This is a genomic window from Chryseobacterium sp. D764, assembly GCF_019317325.1.
In the GTDB taxonomy this organism is placed as follows: domain Bacteria; phylum Bacteroidota; class Bacteroidia; order Flavobacteriales; family Weeksellaceae; genus Chryseobacterium.
Genome location: NZ_CP079219.1, coordinates 2,066,729 through 2,083,832, shown reverse-complemented (window position 1 = coordinate 2,083,832; position 17,104 = coordinate 2,066,729). Strand labels below are relative to the sequence as shown.

At 36.3% G+C, this 17,104-nt stretch carries 19 protein-coding genes, 1 pseudogene and 1 riboswitch; of the genes and pseudogenes, 11 read left to right on the top strand and 9 right to left on the bottom strand.

Features of this window, described 5'->3' with window-relative positions; translation table 11 throughout:
* Positions 1-54: 54 nt before the first annotated feature.
* The 3 genes from KYG33_RS09355 to KYG33_RS09345 all read left to right on the top strand — a co-directional run bounded on the left by KYG33_RS09355 (position 55) and on the right by KYG33_RS09345 (position 4,585).
* Entirely contained in the window at positions 55-1,347 is a 1,293-nt protein-coding gene (locus tag KYG33_RS09355; RefSeq protein WP_257468975.1) for a T9SS type A sorting domain-containing protein, read from the top strand.
* Between the two features lie 126 nt (positions 1,348-1,473).
* A riboswitch (cobalamin riboswitch) is annotated at positions 1,474-1,651 on the top strand.
* A 31-nt stretch (positions 1,652-1,682) separates the two neighbouring features.
* Complete coding sequence (locus KYG33_RS09350) at positions 1,683-3,509, top strand: TonB-dependent receptor plug domain-containing protein (RefSeq protein WP_219073126.1); 1,827 nt, start codon at positions 1,683-1,685, stop codon at positions 3,507-3,509.
* A gap of 20 nt (positions 3,510-3,529) precedes the next feature.
* Positions 3,530-4,585, top strand: coding sequence for a YncE family protein (locus KYG33_RS09345; RefSeq protein ID WP_180564379.1), 1,056 nt, complete (start codon positions 3,530-3,532; stop codon positions 4,583-4,585).
* A 162-nt stretch (positions 4,586-4,747) separates the two neighbouring features.
* Here the strand turns inward: KYG33_RS09345 and KYG33_RS09340 are convergent, their stop codons facing one another.
* The 8 genes from KYG33_RS09340 to KYG33_RS09305 all read right to left on the bottom strand — a co-directional run bounded on the left by KYG33_RS09340 (position 4,748) and on the right by KYG33_RS09305 (position 11,264).
* Complete coding sequence (locus KYG33_RS09340; protein WP_077419332.1) at positions 4,748-6,166, bottom strand: CCA tRNA nucleotidyltransferase; 1,419 nt, start codon at positions 6,164-6,166, stop codon at positions 4,748-4,750.
* Between the two features lie 37 nt (positions 6,167-6,203).
* Positions 6,204-6,548, bottom strand: coding sequence for a nuclear transport factor 2 family protein (locus tag KYG33_RS09335; RefSeq protein WP_077419333.1), 345 nt, complete (start codon positions 6,546-6,548; stop codon positions 6,204-6,206).
* Positions 6,549-6,655: 107 nt separating this feature from the next.
* Complete coding sequence (locus KYG33_RS09330) at positions 6,656-7,204, bottom strand: L-threonylcarbamoyladenylate synthase (RefSeq protein WP_219073125.1); 549 nt, start codon at positions 7,202-7,204, stop codon at positions 6,656-6,658.
* Positions 7,205-7,506: 302 nt separating this feature from the next.
* Positions 7,507-8,019: a DinB family protein gene (locus KYG33_RS09325; protein ID WP_219073124.1), complete on the bottom strand. Its 513-nt coding sequence runs from the start codon at positions 8,017-8,019 to the stop codon at positions 7,507-7,509.
* A 117-nt stretch (positions 8,020-8,136) separates the two neighbouring features.
* Complete coding sequence (locus KYG33_RS09320) at positions 8,137-8,583, bottom strand: GNAT family N-acetyltransferase (RefSeq protein ID WP_077419336.1); 447 nt, start codon at positions 8,581-8,583, stop codon at positions 8,137-8,139.
* A 69-nt stretch (positions 8,584-8,652) separates the two neighbouring features.
* A complete protein-coding gene (locus tag KYG33_RS09315) occupies positions 8,653-9,792 on the bottom strand; it encodes a cystathionine gamma-synthase (protein ID WP_219073123.1) in 1,140 nt (379 codons plus the stop codon).
* A 132-nt stretch (positions 9,793-9,924) separates the two neighbouring features.
* Positions 9,925-10,248, bottom strand: coding sequence for a gliding motility protein GldC (gene gldC / locus KYG33_RS09310; RefSeq protein WP_077419338.1), 324 nt, complete (start codon positions 10,246-10,248; stop codon positions 9,925-9,927).
* Between the two features lie 29 nt (positions 10,249-10,277).
* The gene (locus KYG33_RS09305; protein WP_175627297.1) at positions 10,278-11,264 is read right to left on the bottom strand and encodes a gliding motility protein GldB; all 987 of its coding nucleotides are present in this window, start codon (positions 11,262-11,264) and stop codon (positions 10,278-10,280) included.
* Positions 11,265-11,316: 52 nt separating this feature from the next.
* Here KYG33_RS09305 and KYG33_RS09300 point away from each other — a divergent pair, with 52 nt between their 5' ends.
* The 7 genes and pseudogenes from KYG33_RS09300 to KYG33_RS09270 all read left to right on the top strand — a co-directional run bounded on the left by KYG33_RS09300 (position 11,317) and on the right by KYG33_RS09270 (position 15,295).
* Positions 11,317-11,955, top strand: a complete 639-nt coding sequence (locus KYG33_RS09300; RefSeq protein ID WP_077419340.1) for a leucine-rich repeat domain-containing protein — start codon at positions 11,317-11,319, stop codon at positions 11,953-11,955.
* Between the two features lie 6 nt (positions 11,956-11,961).
* A pseudogene (locus KYG33_RS09295) lies at positions 11,962-12,504 on the top strand (GNAT family N-acetyltransferase).
* Positions 12,494-13,024: a GNAT family N-acetyltransferase gene (locus tag KYG33_RS09290; RefSeq protein ID WP_180564375.1), complete on the top strand. Its 531-nt coding sequence runs from the start codon at positions 12,494-12,496 to the stop codon at positions 13,022-13,024. The pseudogene KYG33_RS09295 and the gene KYG33_RS09290 overlap by 11 nt, the downstream one beginning before the upstream one ends.
* Positions 13,025-13,037: 13 nt before the next feature.
* Positions 13,038-13,829 carry an NAD(+) synthase gene (nadE, locus tag KYG33_RS09285; RefSeq protein WP_219073122.1) on the top strand — a complete coding sequence of 264 codons (792 nt, stop codon included), beginning with the start codon at positions 13,038-13,040 and terminating at the stop codon, positions 13,827-13,829.
* 89 nt (positions 13,830-13,918) lie between these two features.
* Positions 13,919-14,437 (top strand): ribonuclease domain-containing protein, encoded by a 519-nt coding sequence (locus tag KYG33_RS09280; RefSeq protein ID WP_232538990.1) that lies wholly within the window; start codon positions 13,919-13,921, stop codon positions 14,435-14,437.
* A gap of 92 nt (positions 14,438-14,529) precedes the next feature.
* Positions 14,530-14,601: a hypothetical protein gene (locus tag KYG33_RS22575; RefSeq protein ID WP_317169715.1), complete on the top strand. Its 72-nt coding sequence runs from the start codon at positions 14,530-14,532 to the stop codon at positions 14,599-14,601.
* 385 nt (positions 14,602-14,986) lie between these two features.
* Positions 14,987-15,295, top strand: a complete 309-nt coding sequence (locus KYG33_RS09270) for a barstar family protein (protein WP_077418150.1) — start codon at positions 14,987-14,989, stop codon at positions 15,293-15,295.
* A gap of 172 nt (positions 15,296-15,467) precedes the next feature.
* Here the strand turns inward: KYG33_RS09270 and KYG33_RS09265 are convergent, their stop codons facing one another.
* Complete coding sequence (locus KYG33_RS09265) at positions 15,468-15,950, bottom strand: cytidine deaminase (RefSeq protein ID WP_077418153.1); 483 nt, start codon at positions 15,948-15,950, stop codon at positions 15,468-15,470.
* A gap of 100 nt (positions 15,951-16,050) precedes the next feature.
* Here KYG33_RS09265 and namA point away from each other — a divergent pair, with 100 nt between their 5' ends.
* The gene (gene namA / locus KYG33_RS09260; RefSeq protein WP_219073121.1) at positions 16,051-17,103 is read left to right on the top strand and encodes an NADPH dehydrogenase NamA; all 1,053 of its coding nucleotides are present in this window, start codon (positions 16,051-16,053) and stop codon (positions 17,101-17,103) included.
* The last annotated feature ends 1 nt before the right edge of the window (position 17,104 follow it).

Below are 17,104 nucleotides of genomic sequence, written 5' to 3'. Positions count from 1 at the left end.
GTTTTCACCAATTCGGAACGCTAAATATAATAAAATATGAAAAATTTTTACAGAATGTCAATAAAAATATTGACGGCTTGTCTTTTTCTGAAATTTAGTTTTGCAGCAGCACAGCTTACAGTAATAGGGCTGGGAAATTATAATGTAGGTGCAGTTTCAGATAATGGAGTAGTAAGTATGCATACAAGTGCAGGAGGAGTATATAAATGGAATGCAGCAGGCGGACTTGTACAGATAGGTTCAATATCAAACGGATATCCAGCCGCAGGGAGAACGATTGTTTCAAACGATGGAACCAAAATATCATCTTCTGTTACAAATTCTGCAACAGGATTTAATGAAATATCAACTTATGACGTAGCTACTTCCACATGGGTAAACAGAGGAGGGCTGGTTCCTACCGGTTGGGACGGCAGTGTAAGTTCTACATGGGGAATGTCACCTAACGGAAATACTATTGTAGGGTTAGGATTTCTTACTGCTGCGAACGCACATGCTGTGAAATGGGATGACGTAAACGGAATGGTTGACCTGGGAAGTATAGTTTCCGGACGCAGTTCCAGGGCAAATGCAATCAATGCGGCAGGAACCGTGATTGTAGGGTGGCAGGATGAGCCAACCGGAACAAGAAGCGGTGCAAAATGGCAGGATGGAGTAGAAAGTTTTATTACAGATAATAACGGGAATAATGTAGGAGAAGCAGGCGGAATTTCGGCTGACGGAAATACCATTATAGGATCTGCAAATCCTAATCCTTATGTTTGGAATGCTACAAGCGGGCTGACTTATATAACACATCCTAATGCTTCGTTCAATTTCAAAGGAGGAGCTACAGGAATTTCAGCTGATGGAACACGAGTTATTGGTTTTTACAGAGCATTTGGAGCACCTCCAATGTCGGGAGAAGGTTTTATCTGGACTGCATCTGCCGGAAGAATTAATCTGAATGATTATGCAGTATCCTTAGGAATTGCAACGAATGGAGTAACGATGGGACTTCCTCTGGCGATTTCACAAGACGGAAAGAAAATTGCCGGATCAGGGACGAATGCTTCAGGTCAAATAGTTGCTTTTTATCTGGATACTTCTGAATTCTTATCAGTAAATGATACCGTGAAAGAGAAAAACAGTGTTGGCATTTATCCTAATCCTGTAACTGATGTGCTTTATTTTAAAGGAACAGGAAAAATAGAAAAAGCAGAAATCTATAATATGGTTGGGCAAAGGGTGAAATCATTCAATACTGTGGAAGGACAAATTGATGTTTCATCTTTATCAAAAGGATATTATATTCTGCAATACTCTGTGAAAGGAGAAAAACAAGCTTATAAATTCATTAAAAAATAACATATATAAATAGTAAAGTAGTGGGATGATGGCCGTTTTCAATTTTGAAAGCGGCTGTTTTTTATTTGCAAAAGTCTGAAATTTTTGATGTAAAAGCCGGTTTTTTGGCAAATACATATAAAAAACTATCTTTGCAAAAATTTTGGTTTCCAGTATTTTGGAATGAAAAGGGAATTGGGTGTAACTCCCATACTGTCCCCGCAACTGTAAATCGCAATAAAAGTTTCTGCAAACAACCACTGTCTAAAACGGGAAGGAGCAGAATGCGAAAGTCAGGAGACCTGCCAACATTATAATCAAAAAACATATTGCTTTCGGAGGAAAAGTAAAAAAGTATGGATATAAAAAGATCTTTAGTACTGCTTTTTTCATCTTATGGCTGTTTTCTTTTTGGACAAGAGAAAACCATAGACACTATTTATGTCTTCGACAACCAGATGAATAGGGTGAAACTTTTTCATCCCGTAAAAATAATTTCGGCAGAAGAGGCCGAGAAAAACTCCAGTAATCTTTCAGAGCTCCTGAGATTTCAGTCACAGGTTTTTATCAAAGAAAATGGCCGAGGGGCTGTTTCTTCACCATCTTTCCGGGGTACTACCGCTCAGCAGACTGCATTTGTATGGAATGGGATTAATATCAACTCCAGTTTTTTAGGACAGGGAGATATCAATAATATTGCTTTGTTTGGCTATGATCAGATCGGTATAAAAGCCGGCGGTGGAAGTGTAGTCTATGGAAGTGGTGCCATTGGGGGAAGTATTCACCTGAATAATACCCTTGATTTTAATAAAGGTTTCCATGGTTCTTTATTTTCTGAGGTGGCTTCCTTTAATACCTATAATAATTTTGTAAAAGGTTCTTACAGCAATGATAAGTTCAGTTTTAAAGCTTCCGGAAATTATTCTGTAAGTGAAAACAATTATGAGGTAAGCGATCTGAAGTATATCAACAGAAATGGAAATTACTATAATACCACATTCAATGCAGGTGCATCCTATAAAATAACCAACGATCATAAAATTTCGTGGCAAAGCCAGTTTTTCGATTCTTCACAGCATTATCCTGTGTATGAAGAAACGGGAACAAAAACAAAATATAAAACTCAAAGTATAAGAAGCCTTCTTTCCTGGGACTGGAATAAAACTAAGTTCAGCAACTCTTTTAAAGCGGCCTATACAGAAGAAAACTTTCAGTATTTCGGTTCGTTAAACCAGCCTAAATCAAGTGGGGGAACAGGGAAAAACTATATCTTTAAAAATGATTTCAATTATTTTCTGAATTCTAAGTGGAATTTTAATCTTATCGGAGAATTTCAGATCAATAAAGGTGAAGGATATCAGAGCGGAATATCCAGTGTCAGTAGAAATATTGGCTCTGTTTCCGGGTTGCTGAGGTATTTTGCTACTAAAGACCTGCGTTTTGAGGGTGGATTTAAGAAAGATTTTGTGGAAGATGTGAAGTCTCCGTTTATGTATTCATTCTCTGGAAAATGGAGTGCCGCAAAATGGTATGATGTAAGCGTTAACGTGTCAAAAAACTTCAGATATCCGTCATTTAATGATATTTATTATGAGCCGGGAGGAAATAAAGATCTGAGACCGGAAACGTCTACCCAGTTTGATATGGTGAATGAGTTCAAAGTAGGAGATTTCAGACTTACTTTGTCTCCTTATTATATGAACATTACAGATCTTATTGTATGGCTGCCTACTGCTTTGGGGTATTGGCAGGCATTTAATGTCAATAAATCTGAATCTTACGGATTGGAATCTCAATTGTCTTTCAGCAAACAATTGGGAAATCATAAAATCCGGGCTAATGCCGGATACTATTATGCAAAATCTATTGATAAGGAAACTAAAATGCAAAGACCTTATGTTCCCATGCACAGAGGAATGGCCAATGTAGATTATGAATACGGTTTCTTTAAGTTTTTCGCACAGGGACTGGTGAATGGCGTTACTTACACTACAAGTGATGAAAAAAGATCAGAAGCAATAGATCCTTATTTTCTTTTAAATATGGGAGTTTCAGCAACACTGGCAAAAAAGTATACTTTAGGATTTAAAGTGAATAATCTAACGAATACTTATTATAAAACGGTTTCTTTTTATCCTTTACCGAAAAGAAACTATAGTGTGTATGCGGCAATAAATTTTTAAAAAATTAAATTGAATAAATTATGAGAATAACTAAACTTTTAACTGTATTATTTGCAGTGGTTTTATTGTTTAACATGTCTTCATGTACAAGTGACTCTGCAGAGTTTGAAATGTCTCCGATCACTTACCAGAACGGATATTTTATCTCTAATGAAGGTAACTTCAACAGCCAGGGGGCTAAAGTAACATTTCTTACAAGAGATTTAAGCCTGAAGCAGGACGATGTATATGGTTATAACAATAGTAAAGAAATCTTAGGTGACGTTCTTCAGACCATTGGTCTTGACGGAAATAAGGCTTATCTTGTGATAAACAACTCGAACAAAATTGTTGTAGTAGACCGTTATACATTTAAGAAATTAGCAGTCATTTCAGATCAGCTTGATAATCCAAGAGGAATTACTTTTGCGAATGGATTTATTTATGTTGCCAACACCAATTTCATTGCTCATACTCAAAGTGTAACGAAATATAAAGCTTCTGATTATTCATTTGTAAGTAAAATCAACATGGCTGATGTTTCTGATAAAACAGTAGAAGCAGGAGGAAATGTTTTCGTACAGAATGCTTCATCAGGATTTGGAAATAAGATTACGTATATCAATACTTCCAACGATAGCAAAACTGAAATTTCCATTCCGAATGGTCAGATTGGAAACACTGTATCTTACAAATCCAATGTTTACACAATTTCTTCAACAGCTACAGATTCTTATATCTACAAGATTACGAGCGCAGGAATTATAACACCGGTAATTACTTTGACAGGAATTCCAAATGCTACAAATCTTCAGATTGATAACGATAAGTTCTATTTCAGCTCTGTCAATAAAGTATATACAACAAGCTTAGCTACACCAACAGTTCCTGCAAGTCCGTTATTAACAGCAGCGGATGGTGGACCTTATTATACGCTTTATGGATTTAATGTTATTGATGGAAGAATCTTTGCATCAGACGTTAAGAAGTTTACAGAAGAAAGTGAAATGGTAATATATTCAGCAGCTACAGGGAGCAAGATGGGATCCATTAAAACTGGAGGTCTTGGTGCTAACGGTACTTACCTGAATCCATAATACTTCACAGTATATAAAAAAATAATTTTTTATTTTTTCATCATTTGTGTTTTTTTCCGGCCGGTTTCTTTTGAAACCGGCCGGCTTTGTTTTCCTTGTGAAAATAAAAAAACCGGCGGGATGGAACATCCCGCCGGGCTTTTATATTAGCTATAGATTGAATTAGATTGTTAATCCCAGTTTTTCCGCTTCAGCAATCACAAATTTTGTGGCTTCCTCTTTTTCATTGGGAATTTCACCTTCCAGAATGGCTTCTTTTACTTTCTCTTTCAAAATACCAATTTCACGGCCTGGCTTAAGATTAAACATTTGCATAATCTCTTCACCAGTAATAGGCGGCTGGAAGTTTCTTACCTGATCTTTTTCTTCCACTTCTTTGATCTTCACCGCTACATATTCAAAGTTTCTTTTGAACTTTTCCTGTTTCTTGGAGTTTTTAGTTGTAATGTCAGCTTTACAAAGGGTAAAAAGATCTTCAAGGTTTTCACCGGCATCAAATAAAAGTCTTCTCAATGCAGCATCTGAAGCATCATCAGTGATCAGGGCAATAGGTCGCGATGAAAGTTTTACCATTTTCTGAACATATTTCATATCACTTCCCAAAGGTAATTTCAATCTCTGGAAAAGGTTTTTAACCATTTTTGAACCTAAAAACTCATGTCCATGAAAAGTCCATCCTGTTCCTTCTACAAACTTTTTTGTAGGAGCTTTACCAATATCATGGAGTAAGGCAGACCAACGAAGCCAAAGATTATCTGTATTCACAGAAATATTATCTACAACTTCTAAAGTATGGTAAAAGTTATCTTTGTGGGTTTGTCCTTCCACTTCTTCCACTCCTTTAAGTTCGATCAGCTCTGGAATAATCAGCTTCATAAGACCGGTTTGCTCCATGAGCCTCAATCCGACAGACGGTTTTTCAGAAAGCATAATCTTGTTGAATTCTACCATGATTCTTTCCATAGAAACAATCTTGATTCTTTCCGCTTCCTGCTGGATAGCCTGCAGAGAGTTTTCCTCAATTTTAAAATTTAAAGTTGAAGCAAAACGTACCGCTCTCATCATTCTCAACGGATCATCAGAATAGGTTTGAGCCGGTTCCAAAGGAGTTCTTAAAATTCCATTCTCAAGATCTTCAACCCCATTGAACGGATCAATCAGTTCTCCGAAATTATCTTTATTTAAAGAAATAGCCATCGCATTGATGGTGAAATCCCTTCTTTTCTGGTCATCTTCAAGGCTTCCACCTTCTACTTCCGGTTTTCGGCTGTTTTCGGTATAGCTTTCCTTTCTTGCTCCCACAAATTCAAGATCAAGTTCTTTATACTTAATCATTGCTGTTCCATAAGTTTTGAATACGGAAACCTTTAATTTAGGATCTATATCCTGAGCTACATTTTGAGCAAGCTCTATACCGCTTTGTTCTGTTACAAAGTCTATATCTGTAGAAGCTTTTCTGTTCATCAGAAGGTCACGTACATAACCACCCACAATATACACGGACTGGTTATTCCTCTCTGCTGCTTCAGAAATTATTTTAAAAAGTTTTAAATTCTTATTTTGATTAAGATTAATTTTCATCGTTAATAATAGTGACAATTTCTACGCATGTAACCCATTAATCATAATGAGCATACATTTTATTAATTTTTCCATCTTCATTAAAAAACATGACTTCAACAGCATGTTTATCCATAATCGACTTATAAAATAATGCTGCTGAATCTACTCCCGCTGTAGAATGAATAAGATCAAAATGGAGATTTGGGAATTTTTCCAATGCCTTTCTCCAATATTCACGGACAGCTTCTTTTCCCTTCAAAGAACTTTCTTTACCACCTGTAGCCATCGCAATCATGGGAGTTGTAATCTCAATATCATCCGAATAATGGGTAAGAATAGTCTCTAAATCATGAGAATTCCATGCATTAACCCACATTTGAGCAAATTCCTGATGATTCATAGCAAATAATTTATGAGTTGAGTTTGCAAAGATAGAATTAAAAAAAAGAAATCCTGCCGATATGAACTGACAAGACTCTAAAAAATAAACAAAAAGGTTCAGAATTTCTATTCCCGAAGAACCTTTATTCTGTTGTCACTCCATATTTTGATCACCGAAGAACCAGCGTATTTTGAAACTTTTTCTCTGTCTTCTTCCACTGCATGATCTACAAGACCAATCATCTCTTCAGAAATATCAGAGAATTTCAATGGGCTTTTCTCGCCACTGAAATTGGCAGAGGTAGATACCAGAGGTTTGTTCAGTTTTGTAATTAGTTTTTTGCAGAAATCATTTTTTACAAGACGTATTCCGATGCTTCCATCCTCCGCAAGAAGTTCTTTGGGTAAACCTCTTGGATTTTCATAAACGATCGTTACAGGTTTTTCACTAAGATCAATAATGTCCCATGCTATTTCAGGAACATCCACCAGATCCTGAAGTCTTTTTTCAGATTCTACAAGAATGATCATGGATTTGTTTTTTTCGCGCTTTTTGATGTCAAAAATTTTATTGACAGCTTCTATATTAGTGGCATCACAACCAATTCCCCAAATGGTATCTGTAGGGTAAAGAATTGTTCCTCCGGATTTTAATATTTCGATAATATGTTCCATAATTGTATGTGAAATTCAAAGAGTGGATAAAGGTAGAAAATCTATGGATTTCAGACAAAAAATCAGGATGTAAATGTGGTTATGTTGATAAGTTTTGGCTAAAGCCAATGGAATGGTGTAAAACGTGAAAACGGGCTAAAGCCCGTTCCTATTGATGTTTTTATGACGCATTTGAAAAATGTTTCAACGATTATTAGGTATGCTATCTTATTCAATAGAAATGAGCTTTAGCCCATTTAAATAAAAAAGGAACAAATCCTCTGGCTTTAGCCAAAACTTAATTAAAACTTATTTTTAATCTCCTACATCCATCCCAACTTCGATAAATACCTTTCCTCAATAATATTCAGATGGTGGTAATTATGTCCTACAATCAGCTTTCCGATGGTTTCCACAGAAATTTCATGGCCATTGGCTGTACCTGTATTTTGTAAGGCGGAAGGCGTAAGCGTTTCTAATAGAATCTTGGAAGACTTTCTCACCAGCTTGTATTCTTCCAGAAGAGATTCCAGTGTTCTTTCATTGGCGAAAGACTGATCGGCATATTCATTTTCATCAAACCCTGGAAGATTGTTTTTTTCTCCTCTTGCGAAAGCTAATATTCTGTATTGGAAAACTCTTTCCGTATCCGATAAATGGAGTAGAAGTCCTTTTAATGTCCATTTTCCTTCTGCATAAGCAAAATGAGACTGCTCTTCGGTAAGGTTAGAATAAATTCCTATGGTTTTATCAGCTGATATCTGCAGTTCGTTTAGCCAGTTCCCTGATGGAATCTGATCTAAATATCTTTGAATGTATTTTTGAAAATCGGTCATATTATTTTTTTGTTTTTATAAATTGATTTCGGGGTGTGGGTATAGAGAATGCAACAGAAAGTTAATGATAGTAATGAATATATTTTATAAAATTACTCATTACTGATTTCTCATTACTCATGAATTGCTCCACTCGTAGAAGTTCACAGAGTCATACAATTCAAATCCGCAGGCTGGATACAGCTGATTCCCGATATCATTGCTTTTTCCTGTTTCTAAAAGGATACCACATGCTTTTGATGAACGGCAGTGCTCCTTGGATTCTTCAATTAATTCTTTAGAATAGCCCTTTCCTCTATGGTTTTCATTCACGTAGAGATCATTCAGCAGCCAGTAGCGCTGCATTCTTGTAGATGAGAATATAGGGTATAATTGTACGAAACCTGTAAGTTTACCATTTTCTTCTGCAACAAAAATTTCAGAATCTTTATTTTCAAGTCTTTCCTGAAGAAAACTTGTCGCGGCAGAAATATCTGAGGTCTTGTGATAGAATATTCTGTACTGATCAAATAGTTCAGCAAGTTGAGGCAAGTCGGAAATGACTGCTTTTCTTGTGTTTTTCATATGATTGGTTGGTGGTTATAATAAAATGAGAAGGATTGATTAACCCTTCTCATTTTAGTTTATAGTATGTTAAGAAAAAGCTTTCTCAAGATCTGCAATAAGATCTTCTGCATCTTCAATACCTACGCTTAAACGAACAAGATCATCAGTGATCCCCAGTTCAGCACGTTTTTCTGCCGGGATTGAAGCATGGGTCATCAGAGCAGGGTGGTTAGCCAGAGATTCTACTCCTCCTAAAGATTCTGCAAGGGTGAATACTCTTACTTTCTCTAAGAATTTAATTGCATCTTCTTTCTTTCCGGATTTGAAAGTGAATGAAACCATTCCTCCTGCTTCCTTCATCTGAGATTTTGCCAATTCATACTGAGGGTGAGATTCTAATCCCGGATAAATTACTCTATCTACAGCAGGATGATTTTCAAGATACTTCGCTACAGCAAGTCCATTGTCAGAATGTCTTTGCATTCTTAAAGCCAGTGTTTTGATCCCTCTCAATACAAGGTAAGAATCATGAGGTCCTAAAATACCACCACTTGCAAACTGAATAAAGTGAAGTTTTTCTCCCAGTTCAGCATCTTTAGCAATAAGCGCTCCCGCAATCACATCAGAGTGTCCACCCAGATATTTGGTGGCAGAGTGCATCACAATGTCAGCACCCAGATCAATAGGTCTCTGAATATAAGGTGTTGCAAAAGTATTGTCTACCGCTACTAAAATATCTTTTCCTTTTGCAATATCTACAACTGCTTTGATGTCTACCAATTTCATCAAAGGATTGGTAGGCGTTTCTACCCAGATCAGTTTCGTTTTATCAGTGATAACATCAGCAATTTTAGAAACATCATCGAAATTCACGAAAGTAAACTTCAGCTGATATTTTTCGAAAAGTCTTGTAAACATTCTGTAAGTACCTCCATAAAGATCATCTACAGCAATGACTTCATCACCTGGGTTTAATAATTTCAAAACACAGTCGATGGCAGCAAGACCAGAACCGAAAGCTAAACCTCTCGCTCCATTTTCAATACTTGCCAAAGAATCTTCCAATGCCTGCCTTGTAGGGTTGGCAGCTCTTGAATATTCATATCCGGAATGTACTCCAGGGCTTTTTTGTGCAAACGTAGAGGTCAAAAATACAGGAACATTTACAGAACCTGTTGCAGACTCGTGGTGCTGCCCTCCGTGAATTACTTTTGTATTAAAATTCATAATTTTTTGCTTTAGGCTTGAGCATTAAGCAATAGAATATATTACTTGAGCCCATTGTTTTTTATTAAATTTGCTCTAGCTGAATACAAAAAGCTTACCGCTTACTGTCTCCAGCTTATCACAATTGTTTTTTTACTTAATAGCAGATTTCACAGCAAACTCTTCTGCAACTTCTTCCATCCACTGCGCTACATCCTCCTCACCCGTTGCTCTCTGATAAGTGCTTCCTAAAGATATTAAAATCTGGTGGATAAACATCTTCATTTGGTCTACAGGCATTTCTTTAGTCCAAAGATCAATTCTTAATGCCTCTCTTGTTTTATCATCCCATACAGAAATCATCGTTGCTTTAGTATCTTGCTTATCAATACCTCCATCCTGAGCGTTCCATGTAATATTTTCAGGTACATGATTTTCATCAAGCTCTACATCTATCGTAATCTGAGTCTTTCTCATTTTTCTATTTTTTCTAAATTCTAAATTTTCTATTGTTTAAGTTTCGGTTTATAACCGGATTCATTAAAAATGGTCGTTGCATCCATTTTCAGGAAAGCTGTAAGTTTTGTTTCAGGCTTTTCCTTAAGGTAGGTCTTACAGATCTGCCATCCTGTAAAAATTCCGATTTGTGGTGAAGATTCATTGTCAATCTCCGTATAAAATTTTGAGAATGGTCCGGGCGATATGAAACGCTCTCCCAATCTTGGATCATCACCGAAAATCAGGTTGCTTTCTACAAAATAATTCCAGATGTTGGCTTCATTAGCTGTTGCCCATTCATATTGCTTTTTGGTATAATTCATTTTCAGATAATCAGGAACATCAGGAAGAAAAGCATCCTGAAGAATCATTACTTTTCCATTCAGAACGATCTGATCAATGAATTTCTGATGATCAGGAGATTCCGTTACAATATTTTCAGCAAAAAGCTGTGAAACCTTAGGAACGATATTCTGCGGATTCATTGATTTTTGAAAATAAAGTTCCAGTCCTTTATAATTAGGATTTCCATCTCCCATAAAACCGGTAATATCTATAAACAGTAGATTTCCTTTCTGATCATAAAATATCGGATCCTGGATCATCTGTAACGCAGATGAAAATAAATATACTTTGGGGCTTTTAAACTGTGGGAAATAATATTTGATATGCGAGAATAAACTCTTCAGCTCTGTTTGTAATGTAGCCTGATTTATCTTTCCAATCGCTTCCTTGTAGATTTTGATCTCTTCAGCATCCATTCTTCTCTTTTCAAAATCTGCATCTGAAACACTTCCCTGAAACCATGGGAACTGAGTTTTAAACTGCTCCAGCGGAACATTCGGATTGTAAAATTCTTTGGAGATATCTGTTACATCAACTTTTTCGGCAGTTTCTTTAACTTCTACCTTCCATTGATTTTCAGCTTCTTTTTTGCAGGAAACAAGTCCGGCAGCTAAAATAGAAGAAAGCGCAATATATCTAAAAATCTTCATTATTTTTACATGGAATTTAAGTTTACAAAAATAAGGATTAAATACACAATTCATGATGAAAATTAAAATAATTACAACCCTTTGCCTTATTTTGGGACTTTCTTTTTTCTATGGGCAAAAGCTGGAATTTAAAGATAAGAACTTTGAAAAAGCTGTACTTGAAAATTTTGATCTGAATAGAAACGGAATACTTGAACCCATGGAAGCTGGGACGGTTACGAACCTGTTCCTTGTTCAGAAAGGGATTACTTCCACAGAAGATCTGCACTTTTTTAAAAATGTGAAAATGATTATTCTGGATGATAATGTGATTCCGAATATTGTACTAAACAGCTTGGATCAACTCGAATTGTTTTCCTGTACAGGATGTAAAATCTCCTCATTCAAAGCAGAAAATCTGAAAAATTTAAGTTCTTTATATCTGGACAATAATCTGTTGGAAGGTATTTCGCTGAATGGAATTCCAAAAATTGACCAATTAACATTATCTTTAAATCAATTAAAAACAGTTGACCTTACGCAGTTCAAAGTATTAAGGAAACTGAATGTAGAACATAATAAGCTTCAAAAAATTGATATTTCCGGGAATCCTGCTTTACAAACCCTCAATGTAATGGGAAATAAAATAAAAGAAACAGACATCAAAAAAGGTACAAAAACAGACGTAACTATTTTTGGTGCTGAAGAATAAAAACTAATGAGTATGAAAATAGAAACAGAGCGACTGATATTAAGAAAACTCGAGGATGAAGATTTTGAAAGTATATTTCTGCTGGACTCCAATCCGGAAGTCATGAAATATATTGGTGTACCGGTATTGACAGATATCAATGAATCTAGAAATGTTATCAGCATGATTCAGAAACAATATGAAGAAAATGGAGTAGGATGACTGGGAGTAGTGGAGAAAGAAAGCGGTCTTCTGATAGGTTGGAGCGGATTGAAATTATTAACCCATGAAACCAATGGCTACAAAAATGTATTGGAGCTGGGATATCGTTTTTTGCCGGAATCATGGGGAAAAGGATATGCTGTGGAAGCCGGAATAGCTTCTCTGAATTATGGTTTTAATGACCTGAATGCTGAGGTTATTTATGCCTATGCTCATTCTGAACATGAGGTGTCTAATCATATTTTAAGAAAATTAGGATTTGAAAAAACCAGTGAGTTTGAAGAACCTGACGGAGTCTGTTTCTGGTACGAACTGAAACGTGAAAAATATAAGAGTAATGACTATTAGAAAAGAAGAAGAAAAAGATCATAAAAAAGTTTTCAGTCTTGTAGAGGAAGCTTTCAGAGATATGGAACACAGCGATCATCAGGAACAGTTTCTTGTTGAAAAATTAAGATTGTCCAGTGCTTTTATTCCGGAATTGTCATTAGTGGCAGAAGATGGGAATGGTGAAATTGCAGGACATATTCTGTTCACAAAAATTACAATTGAAGGTGATGGAGAATCTTTCCAATCTCTTGCACTGGCTCCTGTTTCTGTAAAACCTGAATTTAAAAATCAGGGAATCGGCGGGAAATTGATTCTTCAGGGACACCATATTGCCAAAGAATTGGGATATGAATCTGTAATATTGATCGGACATGAAAATTATTATCCGCGCTTTGGTTACAAAAAAACAAGTAATTTTGGGATTTCTTTTCCATTCGATATTCCGGAAGAAAACGGAATGGCTGTAGAATTGATAAAAGACGGATTAAAAAATAAAAAAGGAGTGGTGAAATACCCTCAGGAATTTGGAATAGACTAAAAAAATATAAACAATGCAGACACAAAAAGTGATAGATCATATTGTAAGCTGGTTAAAAGATTATGCGACAAATGCCAAAGTAAACGGATATGTAATTGGAGTTTCCGGAGGAGTAGATTCCGGAGTGGTTTCTACTTTAGCAGCAATGACAGGCCTGAAAACATTACTGATCGAAATGCCGATTCGTCAGAAAGTAGATCAGGTAGACCGTGCACAGGATCATATGAATGACCTTAAATCCAGATTCCCCAATGTAGAAACAATGTCTGTAGATCTTACACCTGCTTTTGAAGAATTGTATAAAACTTTTGATGTAAAAGATGATCTGTATCCTAACGAGAAACTTGCTTTTGCGAATACAAGAGCCCGCCTGAGAATGCTTACTCTTTACTATTACGGACAGCTGAACGGTCTTTTGGTATGTGGAACAGGAAATAAGGTAGAAGATTTCGGAATAGGTTTTTATACAAAATACGGAGATGGTGGAGTAGATGTTTCTCCCATTGCAGATCTTTATAAAACTGAAGTATATAAACTTGCCAAAGGATTGAATCTGATCAAGAGTATTCAGGAAGCTATTCCTACAGACGGACTTTGGGATGTAGACAGAACGGACGAACAGCAGATTGGGGCTACGTATCCGGAACTGGAAAAAATCCAGAAAGAATACGGAACAAAAACGGCTGATGACTACGAAGGAAGAGATAAGGAAGTATTCCAGATTTTTGACAGAATGCATAAAGCGGCCAAACATAAAATAGATCCTATTCCGGTTTGTGATATTCCTGAAGAGTGGAGAGCATAATAAAATGTACCAGTTCAGCAGTGTCATCATTTAGCAATAAACGATGCGTTGCCTGATGGGTAAATTGTCACATTTAAACAACTATTGTTATGAACGGTAAAATAAGATCCTTATTTTTTATATGCCTGGGACTCCTTTTCGGAATGGCTGTAATGTATGTTTACAGGAACTTTATTGAAGATAAGAAAGATCATGCAGGTTCTGTAAAAAAGGAAACAGTGAGCTATGGCAGTACCTCCCCGAATGGTGCATCCAATAATGGAAATTCATCAGCTCAGGTATCTATTGATCAACTGACAGAAGAAAAGACGGTGATCAGCTACGTGAAGCAGAATCATCAACTTCCGGATTATTATATCACTAAAAATGAAGCCAGAAAACAAGGATGGAATCCTTCCCAGGGAAACCTTTGTGACGTAATTCCCGGAAAAGCGATTGGCGGAGATAAATTCGGAAACAGAGAAGGGCGGTTGCCTGATGGCGAAAGGTACTTTGAAGCAGATGTAAACTATCATTGCGGCGGAAGAAATGCTGACCGTATCATTTATACCCAAAATGGGGAAGTATACCTTACCAAAAATCATTATAAGAGCTTTGAGAAACAATAATGTGTAAATAACAAATTGTCATTGCGAGGAACGAAGTGACGAAGCGATCTTTAAAAAAATAATCACAGTTGAAAGCAGGTTTTGTCTATATCATGACTAATAAAAATCATACAACTCTTTATACAGGAGTTACTTCAAATCTGCCTAAACGAGTTCAAGCATAAGGAATCATATTACTCACAAAGCTTTACCTCGAGATATAATTTATATATTTTGGTGTATTGGGAAGCTTTTCAGGAAATAGGTGACGCTATATTTAGAGAAAAACAGATAAAAGCTGGTTCGAGACAAAAGAAATTAGATCTGATAAACAGTATGAATCCATTATGGAAAGACCTTGCGGAGGATGTTGAAAATATTATGGATGTTTTTTGAGATTGCTTCGTCACTTCGTTCCTCGCAATGACCAGTGTATAATTTGCATTTAAATTATTATAAATATTAATTTTGAAAAATATTTACACAGAGATAGATTTCTAATCAAGAAACGGATTTCTGCAAAAAATGCAAAACTTTTTTAATCAATAAAAATTGGAAATTTAGTTCAATATGAAGACAGTATATATAGATTTTACAGACATAGGTGATTATGAAGATTTTTACGCTCAGTTAAAGGAAAAAATTCAGCTTCCTGAACATTTTGGCGATAATCTTGATGCACTGTCTGACACCATCACCGGAGAAATAGAAATGCCCCTCCATCTGGAATTCGTAAACATGACCGTAGATCAGCTGGAGATTTTTGAAGATCTGCTGACCACTCTTGAAGATGCCGAATACGAAGTAGAAGACTTTAGCTTTAGCTACTATCTGGAGCAGTATGAAGACGATGGGGATGAAGATGAAGACGAAGAATAGAAAAAAAACAAGACTGTTTCAAATTACGAAACAGTCTTTTTTATGCTGAAATGTGAAGTTCGTTTTCTTTTATCACACCGTGTCAAGGTTTTAAACCTTGACACGGTGTAGAAATTTCTTTAAATTTATCAGAGATAAAATCTTTGTGCCTTTCTACACAATACACTAATTATTACAAAAATGAAGAATCAAAATAAAATGGCAGCAGATCCTTCACTGCCTGCACTTTTACAACCTCTTCATTCATACTGGAGAAATAAAGGTCAATATTCTCATTTTGTTTTGTCTCATATTCGATAAGACTCTGACGGCATGCTCCACAAGGAGGAATCGGAGGATTATTTTCATGAAATTCTTTAGGACCTCCCACCACAAAGATCTTTTTTATTTTCACATTTGGAAAATTGGCGGCTACCCAAAAAAGAGTAGTTCTTTCTGCACAGAGTCCGGATGGATAAGCGGCATTTTCCTGATTATTCCCGGAATAGATTTCTCCGCTTTCCAATAACACGGAACATCCTACCAGAAATTGAGAATAAGGGGCATAAGCATTCTCACGAGCCTCTTTGGCTCTTTCAAATAATGTATTTTCTATGGTGCTCAGTTCACTGCTATTTTTAAAATATTCGTAACTGATCTGTATATCTTTTTTCATATATTGTAGACTAAAAAAGGGGGGTAAAATTAGTTCTTTTTAATGAGGTGGGCAATATTTTATTCTTCCGGTGAAAAGTTCAATTTTTTTAAAGAGTACAATGTTATATACACCAATAAAATTTAGAAATGTAGAGTTAAAAAACAGATGGGTAATGTCACCCATGTGTATGTATTCATGTGAAAACGGAGAAGCCAATGACTTCCATTTCGTACATTACGGAAGCAGATCACAAGGGAGTACAGGTCTGTTGATTGTAGAGGCTACGGGAGTAGAACCTAAAGGAAGAATTACCAATCACTGCATGGGAATCTGGAATGATGAGCAGGCAGAAAAATTACAAAGGATTGTGGAGTTTGTTCATAAAAACTCTGAAAGCAGAATAGGAATTCAGCTGGCTCATGCCGGAAGGAAAGGTTCTACATGGAATAACCTGCAGATTTCTATTGAAGAAGGCTGGGAAACCGTTGCACCAAGCCCTATTCCGTATCACCCGACGGAAAGAATTCCGCATACGCTCACTACAGATGAGGTAAAGGAGCAGGTTCAGAATTTTAAAAAAGCAGCAAGAAGAGCTGTAGAAGCTGGTTTTGACGTTATTGAAATTCATGGGGCACACGGATATCTGATCCATCAGTTCCTGTCACCGCTATCCAATATCAGAACAGACGAATATGGGGGAAGCTTTGAAAACAGAATCAGGTTTCTGATCGAAATTGTAGATGCTGTTAATGAAGAATTGAATGAAAATACAGCCCTTTTTGTAAGAATTTCCGGAACGGAGTATGCAGAGAACGGTTGGGATATTCAAAGCAGTGTGGAACTGGCAAAAATTTTGAAAGAACATGCTGTAGACCTTGTTGATGTATCCAGCGGCGGCAATATCCATGGCGCGAAAATTTCGGTTTTCGATGGCTATCAGGTTCCTTTTTCATCACAGGTGAGAAATGAAGCCGGTGTAAAGACAGGAGCAGTAGGATTGATTACCAAAATAGAGCAGGCTGAAGAAATCCTTCAGAAAGGTGATGCCGATCTTGTTTTTGTGGCAAGAGAAATTCTTAGAAATCCATATATTGCCGTTCAGGGGTCTTTTGAGATGAAAGAAGACTGCTTTTTTCCACATCAGTATACCAGAGCCAAAATCTCTTCTTAAT